Source organism: Pseudomonas sp. DR48 (assembly GCF_019823085.1).
Taxonomy (GTDB): Bacteria; Pseudomonadota; Gammaproteobacteria; order Pseudomonadales; family Pseudomonadaceae; genus Aquipseudomonas.
Window position 1 is genome coordinate 5,055,632 of the sequence record NZ_CP081946.1, and the last position, 18,246, is coordinate 5,073,877.

17 protein-coding genes are annotated in these 18,246 nt (G+C 53.4%); all 17 read left to right on the forward strand.

All coding sequences use genetic code 11. The annotated features are described in order from the left end of the window. Window positions 1-28: 28 nt before the first annotated feature. The 17 genes from K5K95_RS23015 to K5K95_RS23095 all read left to right on the forward strand — a co-directional run bounded on the left by K5K95_RS23015 (window position 29) and on the right by K5K95_RS23095 (window position 18,051). Window positions 29-1,153 carry an HlyD family secretion protein gene (locus K5K95_RS23015; protein WP_222586264.1) on the forward strand — a complete coding sequence of 375 codons (1,125 nt, stop codon included), beginning with the start codon at window positions 29-31 and terminating at the stop codon, window positions 1,151-1,153. A 1-nt stretch (window position 1,154) separates the two neighbouring features. Then, window positions 1,155-2,735 carry an MFS transporter gene (locus K5K95_RS23020; RefSeq protein ID WP_222586265.1) on the forward strand — a complete coding sequence of 527 codons (1,581 nt, stop codon included), beginning with the start codon at window positions 1,155-1,157 and terminating at the stop codon, window positions 2,733-2,735. Window positions 2,736-2,958: 223 nt separating this feature from the next. Beyond that, window positions 2,959-4,251, forward strand: a complete 1,293-nt coding sequence (locus K5K95_RS23025) for an MFS transporter (RefSeq protein ID WP_222586266.1) — start codon at window positions 2,959-2,961, stop codon at window positions 4,249-4,251. Between the two features lie 73 nt (window positions 4,252-4,324). Beyond that, a complete protein-coding gene (locus tag K5K95_RS23030) occupies window positions 4,325-4,483 on the forward strand; it encodes an ATP-binding protein (RefSeq protein WP_315903113.1) in 159 nt (52 codons plus the stop codon). 353 nt (window positions 4,484-4,836) lie between these two features. Further along, the gene (locus K5K95_RS23035) at window positions 4,837-5,502 is read left to right on the forward strand and encodes a LysR substrate-binding domain-containing protein (protein ID WP_222586268.1); all 666 of its coding nucleotides are present in this window, start codon (window positions 4,837-4,839) and stop codon (window positions 5,500-5,502) included. 81 nt (window positions 5,503-5,583) lie between these two features. Then, window positions 5,584-7,032 carry a catalase gene (locus K5K95_RS23040; protein WP_222586269.1) on the forward strand — a complete coding sequence of 483 codons (1,449 nt, stop codon included), beginning with the start codon at window positions 5,584-5,586 and terminating at the stop codon, window positions 7,030-7,032. Between the two features lie 65 nt (window positions 7,033-7,097). After that, complete coding sequence (locus K5K95_RS33235; RefSeq protein WP_261398040.1) at window positions 7,098-7,802, forward strand: hypothetical protein; 705 nt, start codon at window positions 7,098-7,100, stop codon at window positions 7,800-7,802. Between the two features lie 89 nt (window positions 7,803-7,891). Next, complete coding sequence (locus tag K5K95_RS23050; RefSeq protein WP_222586270.1) at window positions 7,892-8,878, forward strand: alpha/beta fold hydrolase; 987 nt, start codon at window positions 7,892-7,894, stop codon at window positions 8,876-8,878. Window positions 8,879-8,988: 110 nt separating this feature from the next. After that, window positions 8,989-9,420, forward strand: coding sequence for an OsmC family protein (locus tag K5K95_RS23055; protein ID WP_222590396.1), 432 nt, complete (start codon window positions 8,989-8,991; stop codon window positions 9,418-9,420). Between the two features lie 38 nt (window positions 9,421-9,458). After that, window positions 9,459-10,481 (forward strand): aldo/keto reductase, encoded by a 1,023-nt coding sequence (locus K5K95_RS23060; RefSeq protein ID WP_222586271.1) that lies wholly within the window; start codon window positions 9,459-9,461, stop codon window positions 10,479-10,481. 34 nt (window positions 10,482-10,515) lie between these two features. Next, on the forward strand, window positions 10,516-11,343 hold the full coding sequence (gene rfaP, locus K5K95_RS23065) for a lipopolysaccharide core heptose(I) kinase RfaP (protein WP_222590397.1): 828 nt from the start codon (window positions 10,516-10,518) through the stop codon (window positions 11,341-11,343). Between the two features lie 122 nt (window positions 11,344-11,465). After that, the gene (locus K5K95_RS23070) at window positions 11,466-11,942 is read left to right on the forward strand and encodes a (2Fe-2S)-binding protein (protein ID WP_222586272.1); all 477 of its coding nucleotides are present in this window, start codon (window positions 11,466-11,468) and stop codon (window positions 11,940-11,942) included. Further along, window positions 11,935-14,136 carry a xanthine dehydrogenase family protein molybdopterin-binding subunit gene (locus tag K5K95_RS23075; protein WP_222586273.1) on the forward strand — a complete coding sequence of 734 codons (2,202 nt, stop codon included), beginning with the start codon at window positions 11,935-11,937 and terminating at the stop codon, window positions 14,134-14,136. Before K5K95_RS23070 ends, K5K95_RS23075 begins: the two co-directional genes overlap by 8 nt. Continuing rightward, window positions 14,133-15,356: a c-type cytochrome gene (locus tag K5K95_RS23080; protein ID WP_222586274.1), complete on the forward strand. Its 1,224-nt coding sequence runs from the start codon at window positions 14,133-14,135 to the stop codon at window positions 15,354-15,356. Before K5K95_RS23075 ends, K5K95_RS23080 begins: the two co-directional genes overlap by 4 nt. A gap of 45 nt (window positions 15,357-15,401) precedes the next feature. Beyond that, complete coding sequence (locus tag K5K95_RS23085; protein ID WP_261398041.1) at window positions 15,402-16,877, forward strand: sensor histidine kinase; 1,476 nt, start codon at window positions 15,402-15,404, stop codon at window positions 16,875-16,877. Then, a complete protein-coding gene (locus K5K95_RS23090; protein WP_222586275.1) occupies window positions 16,874-17,491 on the forward strand; it encodes a response regulator transcription factor in 618 nt (205 codons plus the stop codon). Before K5K95_RS23085 ends, K5K95_RS23090 begins: the two co-directional genes overlap by 4 nt. A gap of 161 nt (window positions 17,492-17,652) precedes the next feature. Then, complete coding sequence (locus K5K95_RS23095; RefSeq protein ID WP_222586276.1) at window positions 17,653-18,051, forward strand: response regulator transcription factor; 399 nt, start codon at window positions 17,653-17,655, stop codon at window positions 18,049-18,051. The last annotated feature ends 195 nt before the right edge of the window (window positions 18,052-18,246 follow it).

Sequence of the window (18,246 nt, forward strand, 5' to 3'; positions counted from 1 at the left end):
TTTCAACTTTTCTGTTTGTGGTTTGAGTATGAATGAAGCAGTAAATCCCATTCCGGCATCTGAGACTGCGGGAACAACATTGCCAGCACCCAAGGAAAACCATTGGCCGCTGCTGGCTCGATTTGCAGTCGTGCTTTTGGCGGTGGCGTCGGTGTGGGTGTTCGCCAATAACTGGAACTTCTGGACCGGGCTCAAAGCCGTGCAAACCACTGATGATGCTTACCTTGAAAGTAACGTCATTCCATTGTCTGCACGTGTGCCCGGGCTGGTCAGCAACGTTCCCGTCAAGGACTACCAGGCGGTGCATCGCCACGATTTGCTGGTGCAGCTTTTCGATGGTGATTACCAGGCTTTAGTCGCTCAGGCCAAGGCGGGGCTGGAAAAGAGCCTGGCACAGGTATCGGTCCTTGAACGCCAACGCGCTCAGCAGGAGGCCACCATCAACGCAAGTAGCGCCGGCGTTACCGCTGCCGCTGCGGGCGCGCAATTGAAAAAACTCGAGGCCGTTCGCCAGCATGACTTGCTTAAAAGGGGCAATTTTGCCTCGCAGCAGGCGGTTGACCAAGCTGACGCAAGCGACAAGCAAGCAACTGCCGGACACGTCCAGCAGCAGGCGCAGTTGATGGCGGTGCGCCGCGCTCTGGATACCATCGATTCGCAAATCGTCGTTGCCCTAGCAGACGTCTCCAATCAGCGAGCGGCGCTTGATCTTGCCCAGATCAACCTTGAATACACTCGTATACGTGCGCCGGTCGATGGTGTGGTAGGGGCGCGACAAGTGCGGGCGGGACAGTATTTGGGGGTTGGGACTCAGGTAATTACTGTGGTCGGCTTGCCGGAAATCTGGGTAATTGCCAACTTCAAGGAAACCCAGATGACTCACGTTCGAGCTTCGCAAAAGGCGACCGTGGAGATTGACGCGTTTCCAGGCACGGTTTTTCACGGTCACGTTGACAGCTGGGCACCGGGCTCCGGTTCTCGGTTTGCGTTGCTGGCGCCCGATAACGCGACCGGAAACTTCACCAAGGTGATTCAGCGGGTCGCAGTAAAAATCGTCCTGGATGATCTGTCGAACGAGGCAGCCAGCGCGTTGTTACGACCGGGTCTGTCGGTGGTGGTGTCGGTGGACACTTCTTCGTCGGTAGACCGATAACATGGAAAGCGCGGGCAAGCATGGGTTAATGGGCATGCTGCACCTTTCGGATGGGCCCCGTGTCGAGTCGACCCGGCCCTGGATCGGCATTCTTGCAGTCATACTCGCGGCGTTCATTTCTACCTTGTCGAGTCGGTTGACCAACTTCGGCGTGGCCGACATCAGTGGCGCTCTCGGCGCCAGTTTCGATGAGCGGGCCTGGATCACCACATCCTTCAGTGCCGCTCAAATGCTGATGGGACCGTTGGCAGTCTGGCTGGGGATGGTATTCGGCCCAAGACGGGTCCTGCTTGCTGGCTCCATCACCTTTGGTTTTGCAGAATTGTTGCTGCCGATCTGTCGCGAGCTTGATGGGTTTCTCGTTTTGCATTTCGTTGCAGGGTTGGGGTCGGGAACGTTTGTGCCTTTGGCCATCGGGGTGGTGGTAAGAAATCTTCCGCGCAATCTCTGGCCGCTGGGTATCAGCGTCTACGCCATGAACCTTGAACTGTCGCTGAACATCGCGGCAACACTTGAAGGATGGCATCTCGATCATGGTGGGTGGCAGTGGATTTTCTGGCAGAACCTGCCATTGACCCTGGCGCTGATTGCCTGTGTTTATTTTGGCATTCCACGTGAACCCATCAAGCAGGACGTAAAAGGCAAGGGTGACTATTGGGGCATGGCCTTCGCCGGTTTGGGTTTTGCTTTGTTATATGCGGCACTCGATCAAGGTAATCGGTTGGACTGGACATCATCGGGGCTTGTCGCTGGGTTGTTGTTGGGGGGAGGCCTGCTGATTATCGCGTTCATCGTGCATGGCTATCGCAATCCCGATGCATTCATTGATTTTGGATTTCTTATCCAGCGGAACATCCTTCCGTTGTTGCTGTTGTTAATAATTGCCCGATTGTTGGTGCTGAGTAGTAACTTCATCGTTCCTCAATTTCTGACGCAAGTGGCGGGTTTCAGGCCTCAACAAGTGGGGCAGATCCTGCTCTGGGTTGCGCTTCCGCAATTTCTGATCGGCCCCTGCGTCGGCATCGTTTTGCGTTATATCGATGCGCGGATTTTGATGGCGGTTGGGATGAGCCTGATTCTCGTTGCCTGTCTGGTCGCCAGCGAGCTCACGTCTGCCTGGTCGGAAAGTGAGTTCATACCCTCGATGCTCATGCAGGCCGTAGGCCAGACAATGGTCCTGACATCATTGATCTACTACACGGTTCGTCATCTCAACCCTGTACTGGTCATCACGTTTGGCGCAGTCATCCAAACTGCAAGGCTCCTGGGTGGCGAGCTTGCCAGCGCGTTGGTCCAAAGCTATGCGCGGATCTCTACCCAAATTCATTCAAATCTCCTGGGAGTGCATGTCATGACCGGTGATGCTTCTGTAACTGAGCGCTTATCCGGTTTGAGCCATGGGCCGTTGGTACGTTTCGGTGTGACGGATCCGTCCAACAGTGTGCGCAGTGTGGGACTGCTGGCCAATCAGGTGCGAGAACAGGCGCAGACGCTGGCTTATTCGGACGCTTTTTTGCTAGCGGCGGCAACTGCGGTGCTGGGGATCGCTATTATCGCGATGCTCCGTTCAGCACCGTCTTGATGTTGGGTAACAGCAAATTATTATAAGAAATCGCACGTTGCTTTAATAAATGAAGCAATTATCGCTTGACGCATGCCATGCATGGTTTAATAATTAAAGCTTATGTGCTGCCAAGTTTTCTGTGCAGAGATAGTTGCAAGCCAAGCAAATAGATTACAACTAAAACATATAATTAATTATAGCGGTAATATTTTAAGCGTCTTTGTCTGGGAGAGGCCGAACTATGTTTTCATCTTTGCTTGCCGGCTCAATGGCTCGACGTAATATTCATTACAGTTGGGTTGTCGCGTCTGTTACCTTTCTGACGATGCTGGTCATGGCTGGGGCGGTGGGAGCACCGGGTGTGTTTATTCAGCCTTTGCAGCATGAGTTCGGTTGGCAAACTGCAGACATTTCTTCCGCATTGGCCATACGCTTTGTGCTCTTTGGTTTGATGGGACCATTTGCTGCTGTGTTCATGAACTACTTCGGTACGCGCCGGGTTATTTTGACCGCACTGACGATGGTTGTGTGTGGGTTTGGTTTGTCGTTAACAGTGATGAACCAGTTCTGGCAGTTGGTTTTTTTCTGGGGTGTGATGGTGGGCCTCGGGACTGGGTTGACTGCAATGGTGCTCGGTGCAACGGTAGCGACGCGATGGTTTACGGCGCGACGCGGTTTAATCATTGGACTGCTGGCAGCAAGCTCCGCAACGGGGCAGTTGGTATTTTTACCACTGCTGGCGAAGTTGACCGAGAGCTATGGTTGGCGTACCGCACTGACATTCATCTGTCTGATGCTCGTCGTCGCAGCAGTAGCCGTAATAGCCTTGATGCGTGATCGGCCGTCCGATCTTGGATTGCCCTTGTATGGCGAGACCGAAGTGGCGGTTGTTGACAAAACTGTCTCAAGCAATCTTGTACAGATGTTCCTAGAGCCGTTGCGAACGCTTCGAGATGTTTCGGGCTCGATGACATTTTGGATTCTTTTCGCCACATTTTTTATCTGCGGCGCCACGACGGCGGGTTTGATTCAAACTCATTTTGTTTCGATGTGCGGTGACTTCGGCTTGGCCGCAACCAGCGCCGCTGGCATGCTCGCGTTGATGGGGGTGTTTGATTTTATCGGGACAGTTGGTTCGGGATGGTTATCCGATCGTTACGATAATCGAATACTGCTGTTTTTCTACTATGGCCTGCGCGGCGTGTCGCTGATAATTCTGCCGTTCACCGATTTTGCTGTTTCGGGACTTACGATTTTTGCGGTGCTGTATGGTTTGGATTGGATTGCTACCATTCCGCCAACCATCAAAATTATCGCGTCGACCTTCGGTGTGCGGCGAACCAACATCGTTTTTGGCTGGATTTTCGCGGCCCATCAGTTAGGCGCGGCTTTTGCGGCCTATGGTGCCGGGCTAATCCGCACCTTACTCGCCTCCTATACCCCTTCGTTTTTCATCGCCGGACTGTTGTGCTTCATTGCAGCGCTGATTGCCCTCGCTATTTCAAAGCCAGCCCGAAGTGTCCGGACAGCTTGAAATGATCGTCGTGAGATGCGCGCGAAAAGTGGGGGGACTATATGAACGCAGATGCGCCACACGTGAGCGAGATATGCAAGTTCATGTACGACGTGGTGCCGCCGAACAATTGGAATTGGTGGTCATTGATAATGGTTCGGGGTTTTCTGATCGGCAATTGGTAAGTATTTTCTCGCCATTTTTCACTACCAAGCCGACGGGCATGGGAATGGGCCTTTCAATCTGCCGTTAGATTATTGAAGCGCATGGCGGAGTGATTTGGGCTGCGAACGAGTTAACAGGTGGTGCGGTAGTTGGTTTTCAATTGCCGATGTATGGAGTTGTTAAATGCAGTGCGCAGTTGAGCGACTAAGTTAAGTAATTTGCTCGGTGTATGGATCCTTATTCAGTGCGCGTTCGAGGTGTTGTTTTAATATTATCTGTTGGTTTGGGTTTCATTGATCGCTCTAATACTCTTGTATGATGGTTTAATATTTCCAAGTGTTTTACTGTTCTCTCTGTGGTGCGTTGATAGTCGGGTTAGTTTAATAAGTCTCTGTTATTGGGTTCCCTTTGGATGTCGTCTATTAAGAGACAGGTGGAATAATGAATTACCGGACGCCCCATACTGTTGTCAATCCGGCATTACGCGGTGCATTTAGCCAGGGGCTGCACGTGGGAATCTCAACTGACGTGGAGTATGTTTTTCTTCCGCAATTACTTTGTAAATTGCGCTCGGAACTGCCCGGCATTCCAGTGATTATTCGAAGCGCTGACCCGTCGCACATGCCGTCGATGCTGGCAAGCGGTGAAATTTCTTTCGCAATTGGGCCTGACTCGCTCTCCCGCCGTGTGCCTGACACACATTGGTTGCGTAGCGGGCGATCGATGGTTCTGCGTGCAGATTCTTCACCTGGTGCGCTGTCGTTGAAGGAAATCTGCTACCGGCCGCATGCCGCTGTGAGTTTCGCTGTAGACATTGATTTGCATATCAATGGCGCTATCCGTGAGCTAGGTCATCAGCGAAGCGTCGTTATGCAGATTCCACATTTCGAAAGTTTACCAGGGGTGTTGGCAGGTACCGACTGTCTAGCCATTGTGCCGGACTATGTTGCTGAGCAGTTGGTGAAAAAGGGGGGACTTCGCTCGGAAACTGTGCCGATCAGTGAAATTGATTTTGGATTGTTCATGTCATGGCAAGCGAGCTCCAGCAATGACCCGGCAAGCCGTTGGCTCCGATCCAGATGTTCGATGATCCTGGGCAACCAATAAACGTTGAATGCCCACGCCGCGGCACTTGTGTGTTCGGACTGTTTAAATCTTCCCTGATAAAAGATAGCTGGAGAATCCTTTATGACTCAGACCCATACCCTCACCACCGCTAGTGGCGCGCCAGTTGCCGATAACCAGAACTCTCGAACTGCCGGCGGTAGAGGGCCATTGTTGCTGGACGACTTTCACCTGGTTGAGAAACTTGCACACTTCAACCGAGAAAACATTCCTGAACGTCGAGTACATGCCAAGGGTTCAGGAGCTCATGGAACCTTCACCGTTACCCGTGATATCAGTCACTACACCCGTGCCAGGTTGTTCAAAGAGGTTGGGCAAAAGACATCAGTGTTTCTGCGTTTCTCTACCGTGGGAGGGGAGCGTGGTTCAGCGGACACCGAACGTGATCCGCGTGGGTTTGCCGTTAAGTTCTATACCGAAGACGGAAACTGGGACATTGTTGGGAACAACACCCCTGTGTTCTTCATTCGTGACCCACTGAAATTTCCCGACTTCATTCACACGCAAAAGCGTGACCCACAAAGTAACTTGAAAGACGCCCAGATGATGTGGGATTTCTGGTCGCATTCGCCCGAGGCCCTGCACCAGATCACTACGCTTTTTTCTGATCGTGGCATCCCTGATGGTTATCGCCATATGCACGGTTTTGGTAGCCATACCTATAGCCTGATCAACAGTTCAGGTGCGCGTTTTTGGGTCAAGTGGCACTTCAAGACGTTGCAAGGTATCAGGAACCTGGAGCCGGCCGAGGCCGCTCGACTTGCAGGTGTTGATCCTGACTATGCGCAGCGCGACCTGTTTTCCGCAATCGACCGTGGTGACTTTCCGAAATGGCGAGTGTGCATTCAGTTGATGACGGAGCATCAGGCCGCCGCCCATTTGGAAAACCCTTTTGATGTGACAAAAACCTGGTCTCAAAAAGAGTACCCGTTGGTTGAAGTCGGTGAACTCGAACTCAATCGAAACCCCGCCAACTACTTTGCTGAAGTGGAACAGGCGTCGTTCGCACCCAGCAATGTCGTGCCGGGTGTTGGTCTGTCACCTGATCGAATGCTTCAAGGTCGTGTGTTTGCCTATGCCGACGCTCAACGTTATCGAGTGGGCACCAATCACCAGCAATTACCGATCAACGTGCCGATCAATACCGTTCGTTATTACCAGCGCGACGGTGCGATGCGCTTTGGCGATAACGGTGCAAACACACCTAACTACGAGCCCAACAGCTATTCGGAATCGGCTAAACAAGACCCGAGTATCGCGGAACCTGGTTTGCAGTTGCACGGTGATGCAACCCGTTATGACCATCGTGAGGACTCGGATTACTACAGCCAGGCTGGACGGTTATTCAACCTGATGAGCGCACCGCAAAAATCGCTGCTTGTAAGCAATATCGCTGGTGCGATGTCTGGCGTTTCAAAGGACGTTGTGGATCGACAGTTGCTGCATTTCTACAAGGCTGATCAGGCGTATGGGCTGTCAATTGCGGAAGCATTGAGCCAACAAAAGGGCTGACAGTTTGACTGACGAACCTCGGCAAAACGTAGGGTAAGTTGAAACTAAATCTGGAGTGTTTCGTAATGAAAAAAGCCATTGTTTACACGATGTTTTTCTCAATGCTCGGTTTGTATGAGTTGCCGGTAAATGCATCGTCTGAAGGCGTTGCACCTCCAGTCGTTGCTGAGAAAGGAGCTGATGTCGGACCTCGCTCCGTAGCGTCAGGCGGTCCAGAACATGTGATCGTCCATTCGCTCGCATCTGATGGTTCGGACCACATTGGGGCGCATGCATTGGCAGCCGATGGCGCCGACCACGTTGGTGCGCATTCATTGGCAGCCGATGGCGCCGACCACGTTGGCGCGCATGCATTGACAGCCGATGGCGCCGACCACGTTGGCGCGCATGCATTGACAGCCGATGGCGCCGACCACGTTGGCGCGCATTCATTGACAGCCGATGGCGCCGACCACGTTGGCGCGCATTCATTGGCAACCGATGGCGCCGACCATGTTGGTGCGCATTCATTGGCAACCGATGGCGCCGACCATGTTGGTGCGCATTCATTGGCAGCCGATGGCGCCGACCACGTTGGCGCGCATTCACTGGCAGCCGATGGATCTGATCATGTGGGTGCGGGGGCCGTTGCTGACAGTCGCAGCGAACGTGGTCTGGCCTCAGATGGTTCGGATAAGACCAAGTCATCAACGGTCGCTGTCGACAAGCTGGATCGTATGAAAGCCCGGGAGCTTGCCGGTGAGCTCTGTTACGACTGCTTGACGCGCTGATGTCGGTCGTCGGCCTATGGGTGACCTGACGAAGGCTTGGAATACGCGAGAGTCGACGGAGTCCTTAAATCTAAAAGTAGAGAAATATTATGTTGATCAAACCGATTCGTGCCCTTGGCGCAATTGCGCTGGCTTCGGCTTTGTTGGCCTTGACTCCGCTAGTGTTCGCCAGTGAGCGTAAAGATATCTCTGACGCTGTACTGGTCAAAAGTTTGCCTGGTTTCAGCAACGCCTACGCGGAGGTCAACGGTGTACGTCTGCACTATGTAACTGGAGGAAAGGGTAGTCCGGTAGTTTTAATTCCTGGCTGGCCAGAGACCTGGTGGGCTTATCACAAAATCATGCCGGAACTTGCCAAGACCCACCGTGTGATCTCGGTAGACATCAGGGGGATGGGTACCTCTTCGAAACCTTCCGGCGGTTACGACAAGAAAACCATGGCTGCGGATATTGCAGAGCTTATCCATGCGCTCGGCTATGAACAGGCCGACATCGTCGGACACGATATCGGTTCAATGGTTGCCTTTAGCCTTGCGGCCAACCATCCCAACCAGGTACGCAAGTTGGTCATGCTGGATGTGGCACACCCCACTGTTGGCTATCTGAAAATACCGATGCTTCCGGATCCGGACACATTCAACGACAAGATTGATGAGGACCATCCCTATCTCTGGTGGTTTGCCTTCCACCAGGTCAAGGGCTTGCCGGAAGATCTGCTAAAGGGCCGGGCAGGCATCGAGCAGGCCTGGTTCTTCCGTTACATGCTCAAGAACGAAGCAGCGATCGATGAGCGTGACCGCGCGGTTTTTGCCGCTGCGTATAACCGCCGCGGCGCGACCCGCGCCGGCAATGGCTGGTATCAGGCGTTTAATCAGGACATCGCGGACAGCCAGACGTACCAGAAATTGAGCATGCCGGTACTGGGCCTCGGTGGGCCAGGGTATCCAAGGCTTAAGAGCGCTCTTGAAGCCCAGACTGAAAACTCGCAAACGTTTCGAGTCGAAGGCAGCGGGCACTTCATCGCTGAAGAGAAACCTGCCGAATTGCTGGCCCACCTCAAGGATTTCCTGCGTTGAGTGCGTTGCTTTGCAAAGAGCAATCACGATGAAAACCAATCGACACCAGTTGTCGGCGTCGATCTAACAGTAGCTTTTTTCAACGTTGCTTAAGGAACCGTTACATGAAGATCAAACGCACTGGCTCAGCTCGTTGGCAAGGTGGTTTCAAGGATGGTAGCGGGACCATTTCAACCCACAGTAGGTCGTTATCTGACTACCCGTATAGCCTCGCAACTCGGTTTGATGACAAGCCAGGCACAAACCCTGAAGAACTGATCGGAGCGGCGCATTCGGGTTGTTTCACCATGGCATTTTCCTTGGTGTTAAGTGAGGCAGGATTAACCGCTACTCAGCTTGAGACCTCGGCAGAAGTCGTACTCGAGTCTGTTGAGAAAGGGTTTGCGATCACCTCTGTTCATCTGGTGTTGAAGGCCACGATTCCTGGTGTCGCTGAAGAACAATTCCAGGCGTTGGCATTGGCGGCAAAGTTGAACTGCCCGGTTTCAAAGCTGTTCACCTCCGACATTACGCTCCACGCCACGCTCTTGCCTGGTCTGTAAGCAAGGCCGTCGTATCAACTTTTTATGAGGATGTCACCGTGATTCATCGTCGTTTAGGTAAGTCGGGTCTTCGAGTCCCGATTCTGAGTTTTGGTACCGCCAGTTTCGGAGGCGGCAATGAGTTTTTTCGCGGTTTTGGTTCAACCGCAGCAGATGCTGCGTCGCGTCTGATCGACCTGTGCCTGGACCACGGTGTCTCTCTCTTCGATAGTGCCGATGTTTACTCGGATGGACTGTCCGAAAGCATCCTTGGTGAAGCTATCAAGGGCAAGCGCAATCGATTGTTGATTTCGACCAAATTGACCTTTCCCACTGGTGACGGGCCTAACGACTACGGTGCGTCTCGCTTTCACCTGATCGAGGCAGTGGAAAGAGCACTGACCCGTTTGGGTACTGATCATATCGATGTGCTGCAGTTGCACGGCCAGGATCTGAATACGCCGGTTGAGGAAACACTCAGCACTCTGGATCAATTGGTGCGTGAGGGTAAAGTTCGTTACATCGGTGCCTCGAATTTTTCCGGTTGGCATTTGATGAAGTCACTGGCCTGTTCAGAGCGTTATGGCTTCCCGCGTTACGTTGCCCATCAAGCGTATTACTCGTTGTTGAATCGCGATTATGAGTGGGAGTTGAAGCCGCTCGCACGCGATCAGGGGGTCGGTGCGATTATCTGGAGTCCACTGGGATGGGGCAAATTGACTGGCAAGATCCGTCGGGGGCAGGCCGCTCAGCCAGGCACACGAGCCTATGATATTGCCGGTACCGGCCCTCAATTTTCGGAAGAACGCCTGTTCCGCATCATTGATGCGATTGATGTGATTGCCGAAGAAACGGGCAAGACGGTTCCGCAGATCGCGCTCAACTGGCTGATTCAGCAACCGACGGTCGCCAGCATTCTCATCGGTGCCCGTAATGAAGGGCAGTTACTGGAGAACCTGGGTGCCATTGGCTGGGATCTGACACCTGAACAGCTTTCGAGCCTGGATGCCGCCAGTGCTCAGCGCCCGGCATACCCGGCCTGGCATCAACAGGATTTTCCAATGCTCAATGAGTTGGAATGAATCCTCGCACGAGCTGTGCCAAGAGGGCATCGCGATGCTGAACAGAATATGCAGCCCTGTGCCAGCGTTGATCCTCGCAGCGCCATTTGATGCTATGTGGCGCGGCAAGGATGTGTTCGCTTTGGTGAATGCACTGGACGGCGAAGAGTTCAGAAATGTCGCTGGACGACGGACGTTTCGTACCAAGATCAATGGTGCTGCGTATTTCGTCAAAACCCATCAGGGCGTCGGCTGGAGTGAGGTTCTCAAAAACCTTTGCGTCGGTAAGTGGCCAGTTATCGGTGCTCGCATGGAGTTGAGTGCGGTTGAACGCATGCACACGCTCGGCGTGCCGACGTTATCGGTCAGGGCCTTCGGCATGAGTGGGGGCACTCCAGCCAGCTCACGCTCTTTTCTCATCACCGATGAACTGACGCCGACAACAGACCTTGAAGTGCTCACTCTTGATTGGCGCAAATCGCCACCGCCGATTGCGTTCAAGAACGCCCTGATCGACGAGTTGGCGCGCGTCGTAGGCAATATGCACAGGGGTGGTGTGAGTCATCGAGATTGTTACTTGTGCCATTTTCTGTTGCATACCGGCGCACCTCAGGCACCGATAAAACTGTCGGTCATCGATCTTCATCGCGCTCAGGTTCGCCGTGAAGTGGCAGGACGATGGCTTATCAAAGATTTGGCCGCACTGGCATTTTCCGCCGCACATATTGGTTTGAGTCGACGGGACTATTTGCGCTTCTTGCGGGTTTATTTTCAGTGCCCGCTGCGCGAGCTGCTAATTGAACAAACTTCGACACTCCGGGCAATCAGCAAGCGGATGGAAAAGTTTTTCAAGCGAAAAGAAAAGTACGGTGACTTGCTTTAGCTCATCGGGTTTTTTAGAAAGCGTTAACGGATATCCGCTATTCATCGGTGTACCGAGGCGTGCAGTAACGGCGTGCCCGGCTGGGTATTTATTGTGGCTGACAAATGGCGAGTGGGGCGGTGATGCAAAAACTTTCGGTAAATGGCAAAACATTGTCGGTCGACGTATCTCCAGACACTCCGCTGCTATGGGTCTTGCGCGATAGCCTGGGGTTGACCGGTACCAAGTACGGCTGTGGTATTGGTCAATGCGGTGCCTGCACGGTGCATCTCGATGGCATCGCTGTGCGCTCGTGTGTGCTGCCTGTCAGCAGTATCGCGGAACAAGTCATCACTACTATTGAAGTCATTGCTAGTGACCGTATCGGACAAAAAGTTCAGGCGGCGTGGTTGGCCGAAGAAGTTGTTCAATGTGGTTATTGCCAGTCCGGTCAAATAATGAGTGCCGTGGCACTTTTACATCGGAACCCGTCAGTGACCGAATCGGACATCGTATCTGCTATGTCCGGCAACATTTGCAGGTGTGCAACCTATACCCGAATTCGCACTGCGATCAAAAACGTCGCGCTTGAACTTGCGCAAGGAAATGCCAATGAGTAAGCCGCCCGAATCTCCCGACCCGCTGTCGCGCAGGCGTTTCTTGCAAGGTGGTAGTGCTTTGGCTGGTGGTCTTCTTGTTCCGGCCTGGTTGCCTTTGGCCCTCCCGCGAAGTGCTGCTGCCGATGTCGTAAAGTCCGCGCGACTGGGTGATGGCGCTGGAGGGTTCGGGGCGTTTGTCCGAGTCGGTCTGGACGGTGTCGTGACGGTGATATCGCCCAAAATCGAAATGGGCCAAGGGATTCAAACCAGCATCGCAATGATGGTTGCCGAAGAACTGGAAGTACCTTTGAGTCAGGTGTTGGTGCAAGAAGCCGTTCCCGATGCCCTGCTGTATACCGACCCGTTGCTTGGTGGACAGGTAACGGGCGGATCAACCTCGACACGTTATGTCTGGGAGCCGCTGCGTAAGGCTGGAGCGACGGCCAGAATTTTACTGTCTCAAGCCGCGGCGATTCGTTGGCAAGTCGCGCCGAGCCAATGCCATGCCCGCCTGGGACATGTTTATGGACCCGGCACACTCCAGGCTGCATACGGTGAGCTGGTCGAGGACGCCGCGAGATTGCCGGTGCCCGAGGCTGTACCCCTGAAGCGGTACCAAGACTTCACCCTGATCGGTTCGCCCGCTCAGCGTCTGGATACGCCGAACAAGGTCAATGGTAAGGCACAGTTCACAATCGATCTGGTTGTGCCTGATATGAAGATTGCGTCAGTGATGGCCTGCCCGGTTTTTGGCGGCCGATTAGTCAGCGTCAACGGCAACAAAGCCAAGGCGATTGCCGGCGTGCTGGACATCATCGAGTTGGAAAACGCTGTTGCCGTCACGGGAACAACCACTTGGGCTTGCTTTAAAGGGCTGAAGGCGCTGGAGATTATCTGGGACTACGGAAAGTCGGCGGGGGTGAACTCCGAAGCTCTGGAGGCCGCACTGATGACAGCAAGTACGGGTGAGGGCGTGATCGTTGTGGACACCGGGGATGCGCTGCAGTCCCTGAAAACTGCTGCAGGCCGATTCGACGCGGTTTATCAGCAACCGTTTCTGTCTCGCTCGCCATTGGAGCCCATGACCTGCGTCGCACACGTTCAAAGTGACCGCTGCACGCTTTGGGTTGGCACTCAGGTACCGGGCGCAGCTCAACGGACAGCAGCCAAAGTCACCGGGCTGCCGTTGGCCAGTATTCAAGTTCATAACCAGCTAATTGGCGGAGCATTTGGCAGACGCCTGGATTTTGATTTCATCACCCAGGCTGTCGAAATTGCCAAGCAAGTCAGTTACCCGATCAAGTTGATCTGGAGTCGGGAGGAGGACATGACTCACGACTTGTATCGCCCCCACTATGTCGACCGGATGAGCGCTGCTCTGGATGCGCAAAACCGGCTTCTCGGATGGCAGCATAAAATCACCGGCGCATCGATCATTGCCCGGTTCCTCGGTAACCTGCCAGCTTCCGGCATTGATGCCGATGCAGTGGAAGTTGCCAGCGACCCTATCTACTCCTTGAGCAACCTCAAACTTCATTACATTCGTGAAGACCCCAATGTGTTCCCGGTTTCGTGGTGGCGAGGCGTCGGCGCCTTGAGGGGCACTTTCCCCGTCGAGTGTTTTATCGATGAGCTTGCCCACCACACGAAAACAGATCCGGTCCAGTATCGGCTGGCGCTTATACGAAACCCGCGTGCGCGAGAAGTGTTGCGAATGCTGGCTCAGAAAAGTGACTGGGGCAGCACACTGCCTGCAGGGGAGGGACGGGGAGTCGCCGTAAGCAGCGTTTTTGGAAGTTTTGTCGCGACCTTGGTTCAACTGCGCGTCAGCAGCGGCACTGAGCTGCAAATCACGCGTCTGGTCAGCGTGATCGATTGCGGGCTGGTGACCAATCCGCGATCGGTCAAGGCGCAGATCGAGGGCGGCACGCTTTTTGGACTTTCCGCGTCGCTGTTCAACGAGATCACGGTCGAAGACGGCCGCGTGCAGCAAAACAACTTCCATCAATACCGTCAGTTACGCATGAGCGATGCGCCTCCTGTTGAAGTGCATCTCATCAGCAGCAATGAGTCTCCCGGCGGTGTTGGGGAGGCGGGTACTGCACTCATCGCACCTGCGCTGGTGAACGCACTGTATGCCGCTTCCGGCCAACGCATCAGACAGCTTCCGTTGAAGCGGTTTGGCTTTTACACAACGAATAGGGCGCAGTCATGAACGTCGCTACTTATATGATCTGCGTTGCTGTTTTGTTATGCGGCGCGGCGCCTGCTGGTGCCGCAGAGCCGGACTTGCTTGTTCGGGGCGAGTACCTCGCGCTGGCTTCCGATTGTGTCGCTTGCCACACAGTGCCTGGCAAGGCGTCATTCAGCGGAGGGAGAGAATTCAAATTACCCTTTGGTTCTTTGTTTACTCCCAACATCACAGCCGACAAGGAAACCGGTATCGGTCTTTGGAGTGATGACGACTTTGACAGTGCTGTCCGGCGCGGTGTCGGTAAGGGGGGGAAACATTATTATCCGGCGTTCCCCTACACCTCATACTCGCTTATGTCGCGTGAGGACGTGCTTGCTATCAAGGCATATCTCTTCAGCCTGCCGCCTATCCACGAACCGTCCAAGGACGACAGCCTTGTGTTCCCCTTTAATCAGCGGTGGGGGATGGTGGTCTGGAACTGGATGTTTTTCGATGACAAGCGCTTTGAAGTATCGTCGGACAAATCCGCAGAGTGGAACCGTGGCGCATTTCTGGTGGAAGGCCCAGGGCACTGTGGGGAATGCCACACGCCGCGTAACTTCATGCAAGCGGTCAAACCGTCGGACGCGTATGCGGGCGCTCTCGTCGAGGGGTGGCATGCTTACAACATCAGTTCGGACCCCATGTTCGGAATTGGCAATTGGTCAGTCGAAGAGTTGTCTCATTATCTGGCCAAGGGTTTTACCCTGGACAGAGGCCTCGCGAACGGGCCAATGGCTGAAGTTGTGGAGCGCAGCCTGCGCCACTTGAGTGAAGCCGACATCCGGGCAATGGCGGTTTACCTGAAGAGCACACTGCCCCAGGCGACCGGGGTCATGCCTCCATTGGCCGTCGCAACAGCGGACATGAACACGGTGGACGATACGTTAGGCCGCAAAATCTTTGCCGATGCCTGTGCGGGATGCCATGCGCTTACCGGGCAGGGCGTCAACACCAAAGTTGCGACCCTCAAGGGCATCAAATCGTTGAACGACAGTTCGGCCGCCAATCTGTTAGGAACGCTCCTTTTGGGGCATGAAACAGACGAGCGTTCCAGAGACTATTACATGCCGGGATTCATTCGGACTTACGAAAGCCGTGAGATCGCCGCCGTAAGTAATTTCATTGCCGGGCGGCTTGGGCGAAATAGCGGATTGATCACGCCTGCCATGGTCGACGAGCGAAAAAAACAACTTCAATAACGGCGACGCTAATGTGTATCTAAGGTGCATCAGGGGAGAGCGAACATGATGTCTGCAGTAACAGGTTATGCGGGGCGTCTAACGCAAACAACCAAGCGGGCGGCGGCGATCATTACGGCACTGCTCATTTTTCTGATGGACAGCCTCAGTACTTTGGATATCGCTATCGCCGTGCTCTACGTGGCGGTGATTCTGATCTCGGTAGATATGTTTAGCCGCAAAGGTGTGCTGTGCATCGCGTTGGGCTGCTGTGGCTTGACCATGCTTGCCTATGTTTCCTCCCATGGTCTGAAGTGCAGTGATGACTCCTGCGGTCGCTGTATCATCAGTCTGTCCGCAATTGTTGTCACCGCATATCTGGCCTTGAAGCACTCAACAGCGAAAAGCAATCTGCAAGAGCAATTGCTGTTGTTGAATCGCAGCGAAGCATTTCTGGCCGGTGCACAAAGCCTCAGCCTGACAGGAAGTTTCGGTTTTCTGATGCCGCGCACGGAGATGTACTTGTCCACAGAAGCAAAGCGAATATTAGAGTTCGATGATGTTCAAAAGCCTACCTTGGAAGAAATGGTGAAATTGATTCACACCGACGACCAGGCGCGTGTGCGGACAGCAATTCATCAGGTAGTAAACGCCCACGCTCTTCTAGAGATCGAGTTTCGACTGGTGATGACAGACGGACGGCTCAAGACCTTGCGCATGCTCGCCAGCCCCTTTGCTGAATCACACAATACCTGTGAGTTCATGGGGGCACTGATGGATGTAACCGCAGCGCGGACATCGGAGGAGGCATTACAACGCACCCAGTCCGAACTTGCTCATATCACTCGGGTGACCACATTGGGCGAACTCGCTGCGTCCATTGCGCATGAAGTCAATCAGCCCTTGGCAGCGGTTATTACCAATGCAGAGTCAGGCCTGCGTTGGCTCAATCGCAACGAACCTGACGTTGTTGAGGTGCGACGCGCCATTGAAAGAATTATTGCGCAGGCCAATCGTGCGAGCGAAGTGGTCAAGCGGGTGAGGGCGATCTCTCGTAAAGCGGCTCCGGAACATAGAACGGTAGATGTATCTGAGTTGGTGAATGAGACCGTTCAGTTAGTAGAGCGAGAAATCAAACGAAATAAGATAACTCTTCGATGTTACATAGACGAGCACGCGCCTTTAATTAACGGTGATAGGGTACAACTGCAACAGGTCATTATAAATTTGATAATCAATGCTATTCAGGCAATGTCCTATCACGTGTGCGCTCCCCGTGAAGTGCTGATCGTAGTAAAGCGGGCGGACACTGATGATCTTGGGGTGACGGTGCGAGATAACGGCCCTGGGATACCTGAGAAAAATATATCGAGTTTGTTTGAGCCGTTTTTCACCACAAAACCTAAAGGCGTGGGAATGGGGCTAGCCATTTGTCGCTCTATTATAGAAGCTCACGGCGGAAGAATATGGGCGAGCAGCGAACCTGGCCGAGGCGCAAGCTTCAACTTTTCACTACCCCAATACGGCAAGCCGCTCATATGATTATTGAGCATGCGGCACCGGAAGTGTTCGTTGTAGATGACGACATTGCGATCTGTGATGCCATCAGTGCGCTGCTAAGGTCGATTGGCATGCGAGTGAGAACTTTCTCCTCAGGCTCAAGGTTTCTACTCGCTGCGCAAGAGATCCCACCCAATTGTGTGATCCTGGACGTGCGCCTGCAAGGGGAAAGCGGCCTTGATCTGCCGCTTCAGATGCAGCAGAGAAATATCTACAGCCCCATCGTTTTTATTAGCGGCCATGGAGATATCCAGATGTCGGTCGCAGCGATGAAGGCTGGAGCGCTGGATTTTCTGGTAAAGCCTTTTCGGGATCAGGAGTTGCTTGACGCTGTGACGGTGTCAATACGTGAAAATGTCGAGCACCGCAAGCAGACGCTCAAGCTCAAGACGTTGCGATCTCGTTATTCGACCTTGAGTCCCCGCGAGCGCCAAGTAATGGGCCATGCCGTCAGCGGACTGATCAATAAGCAAATCGCTGCTGTTCTCGGATTGAGCGAAGTAACAGTCAAAATTCATCGCAAACAAGCGATGGATAAAATGCAGGCTGGCACATTTGCTGAACTGGTGAAAATGGAGGTTTTATTGTCGGGTTGAATAATGGTTGTTTCAGCACTCCGGCGTTAATCAAATTAATTTAGCAACTGGTATTATCAGAGTCATACATGAGTATGGTTCTTAAGCGAGGGCAATACAGTTACAGTCGGTCCGCATCACAACGCCATACGGCGATTGTTTTTCTTTGAGTGGAAGCGGGCATGAACAGACCGACCGTTATTTCAGTGATTGACAACGAGGAATCTATTCTCGCTTCAATCGGGAGCCTGGTTCGTTCGATAGGCTTTACCGTCAGGCTGTTCTATTCAGCCGAAACCTTCGTGTGCTCTTCAAGTTTTGCCGAAACGATTTGCCTGATAGTGGACGTGCAAATGCCGGGTATGAGTGGGCTGGAACTGCAGGCACTGCTTAATAAATCAGGTAGTCAAATCCCGATAATATTCATCACGGGTTTTGCCGAACCCTCCATTCGCCGCAGGGCCATTGATGGTGGCGCGGTTTGCATGCTTGATAAACCGTTCCAGAGCGATGAGCTAATACGCTGCATTAACCGTGCGCTAGTCTCTGCGGCAAAGTCGAAAATTTTTTTTTGTTCTTAAAGAGCGGCCCGCCGGTGTGGAGTTAAGCCACATGTTGTCGGGCGTGCAACGCATGACCTTCCGCTGTAGTCCGTTAGGCAGACAGTGCTGCGCTGCCGTTATTAATGCGCAGTCAAAGGGAAGGGAGGTGGCAGAAATACGAGAGGCTGGTAAGTGTAGCCGCTAAATACCATTCCATATTTATGGCTGATGAAT

Coding starts and splice junctions, on each gene's coding strand:
- K5K95_RS23015 (WP_222586264.1), top strand. CDS start 29: ATGAATGAAGCAGTAAATCCCATTCCGGCATCTGAGACTGCGGGAACA.
- K5K95_RS23020 (WP_222586265.1), top strand. CDS start 1,155: ATGGAAAGCGCGGGCAAGCATGGGTTAATGGGCATGCTGCACCTTTCG.
- K5K95_RS23025 (WP_222586266.1), top strand. CDS start 2,959: ATGTTTTCATCTTTGCTTGCCGGCTCAATGGCTCGACGTAATATTCAT.
- K5K95_RS23030 (WP_315903113.1), top strand. CDS start 4,325: ATGCAAGTTCATGTACGACGTGGTGCCGCCGAACAATTGGAATTGGTG.
- K5K95_RS23035 (WP_222586268.1), top strand. CDS start 4,837: ATGAATTACCGGACGCCCCATACTGTTGTCAATCCGGCATTACGCGGT.
- K5K95_RS23040 (WP_222586269.1), top strand. CDS start 5,584: ATGACTCAGACCCATACCCTCACCACCGCTAGTGGCGCGCCAGTTGCC.
- K5K95_RS33235 (WP_261398040.1), top strand. CDS start 7,098: ATGAAAAAAGCCATTGTTTACACGATGTTTTTCTCAATGCTCGGTTTG.
- K5K95_RS23050 (WP_222586270.1), top strand. CDS start 7,892: ATGTTGATCAAACCGATTCGTGCCCTTGGCGCAATTGCGCTGGCTTCG.
- rfaP (WP_222590397.1), top strand. CDS start 10,516: ATGCTGAACAGAATATGCAGCCCTGTGCCAGCGTTGATCCTCGCAGCG.
- K5K95_RS23070 (WP_222586272.1), top strand. CDS start 11,466: ATGCAAAAACTTTCGGTAAATGGCAAAACATTGTCGGTCGACGTATCT.
- K5K95_RS23075 (WP_222586273.1), top strand. CDS start 11,935: ATGAGTAAGCCGCCCGAATCTCCCGACCCGCTGTCGCGCAGGCGTTTC.
- K5K95_RS23080 (WP_222586274.1), top strand. CDS start 14,133: ATGAACGTCGCTACTTATATGATCTGCGTTGCTGTTTTGTTATGCGGC.
- K5K95_RS23085 (WP_261398041.1), top strand. CDS start 15,402: ATGATGTCTGCAGTAACAGGTTATGCGGGGCGTCTAACGCAAACAACC.
- K5K95_RS23090 (WP_222586275.1), top strand. CDS start 16,874: ATGATTATTGAGCATGCGGCACCGGAAGTGTTCGTTGTAGATGACGAC.
- K5K95_RS23095 (WP_222586276.1), top strand. CDS start 17,653: ATGAACAGACCGACCGTTATTTCAGTGATTGACAACGAGGAATCTATT.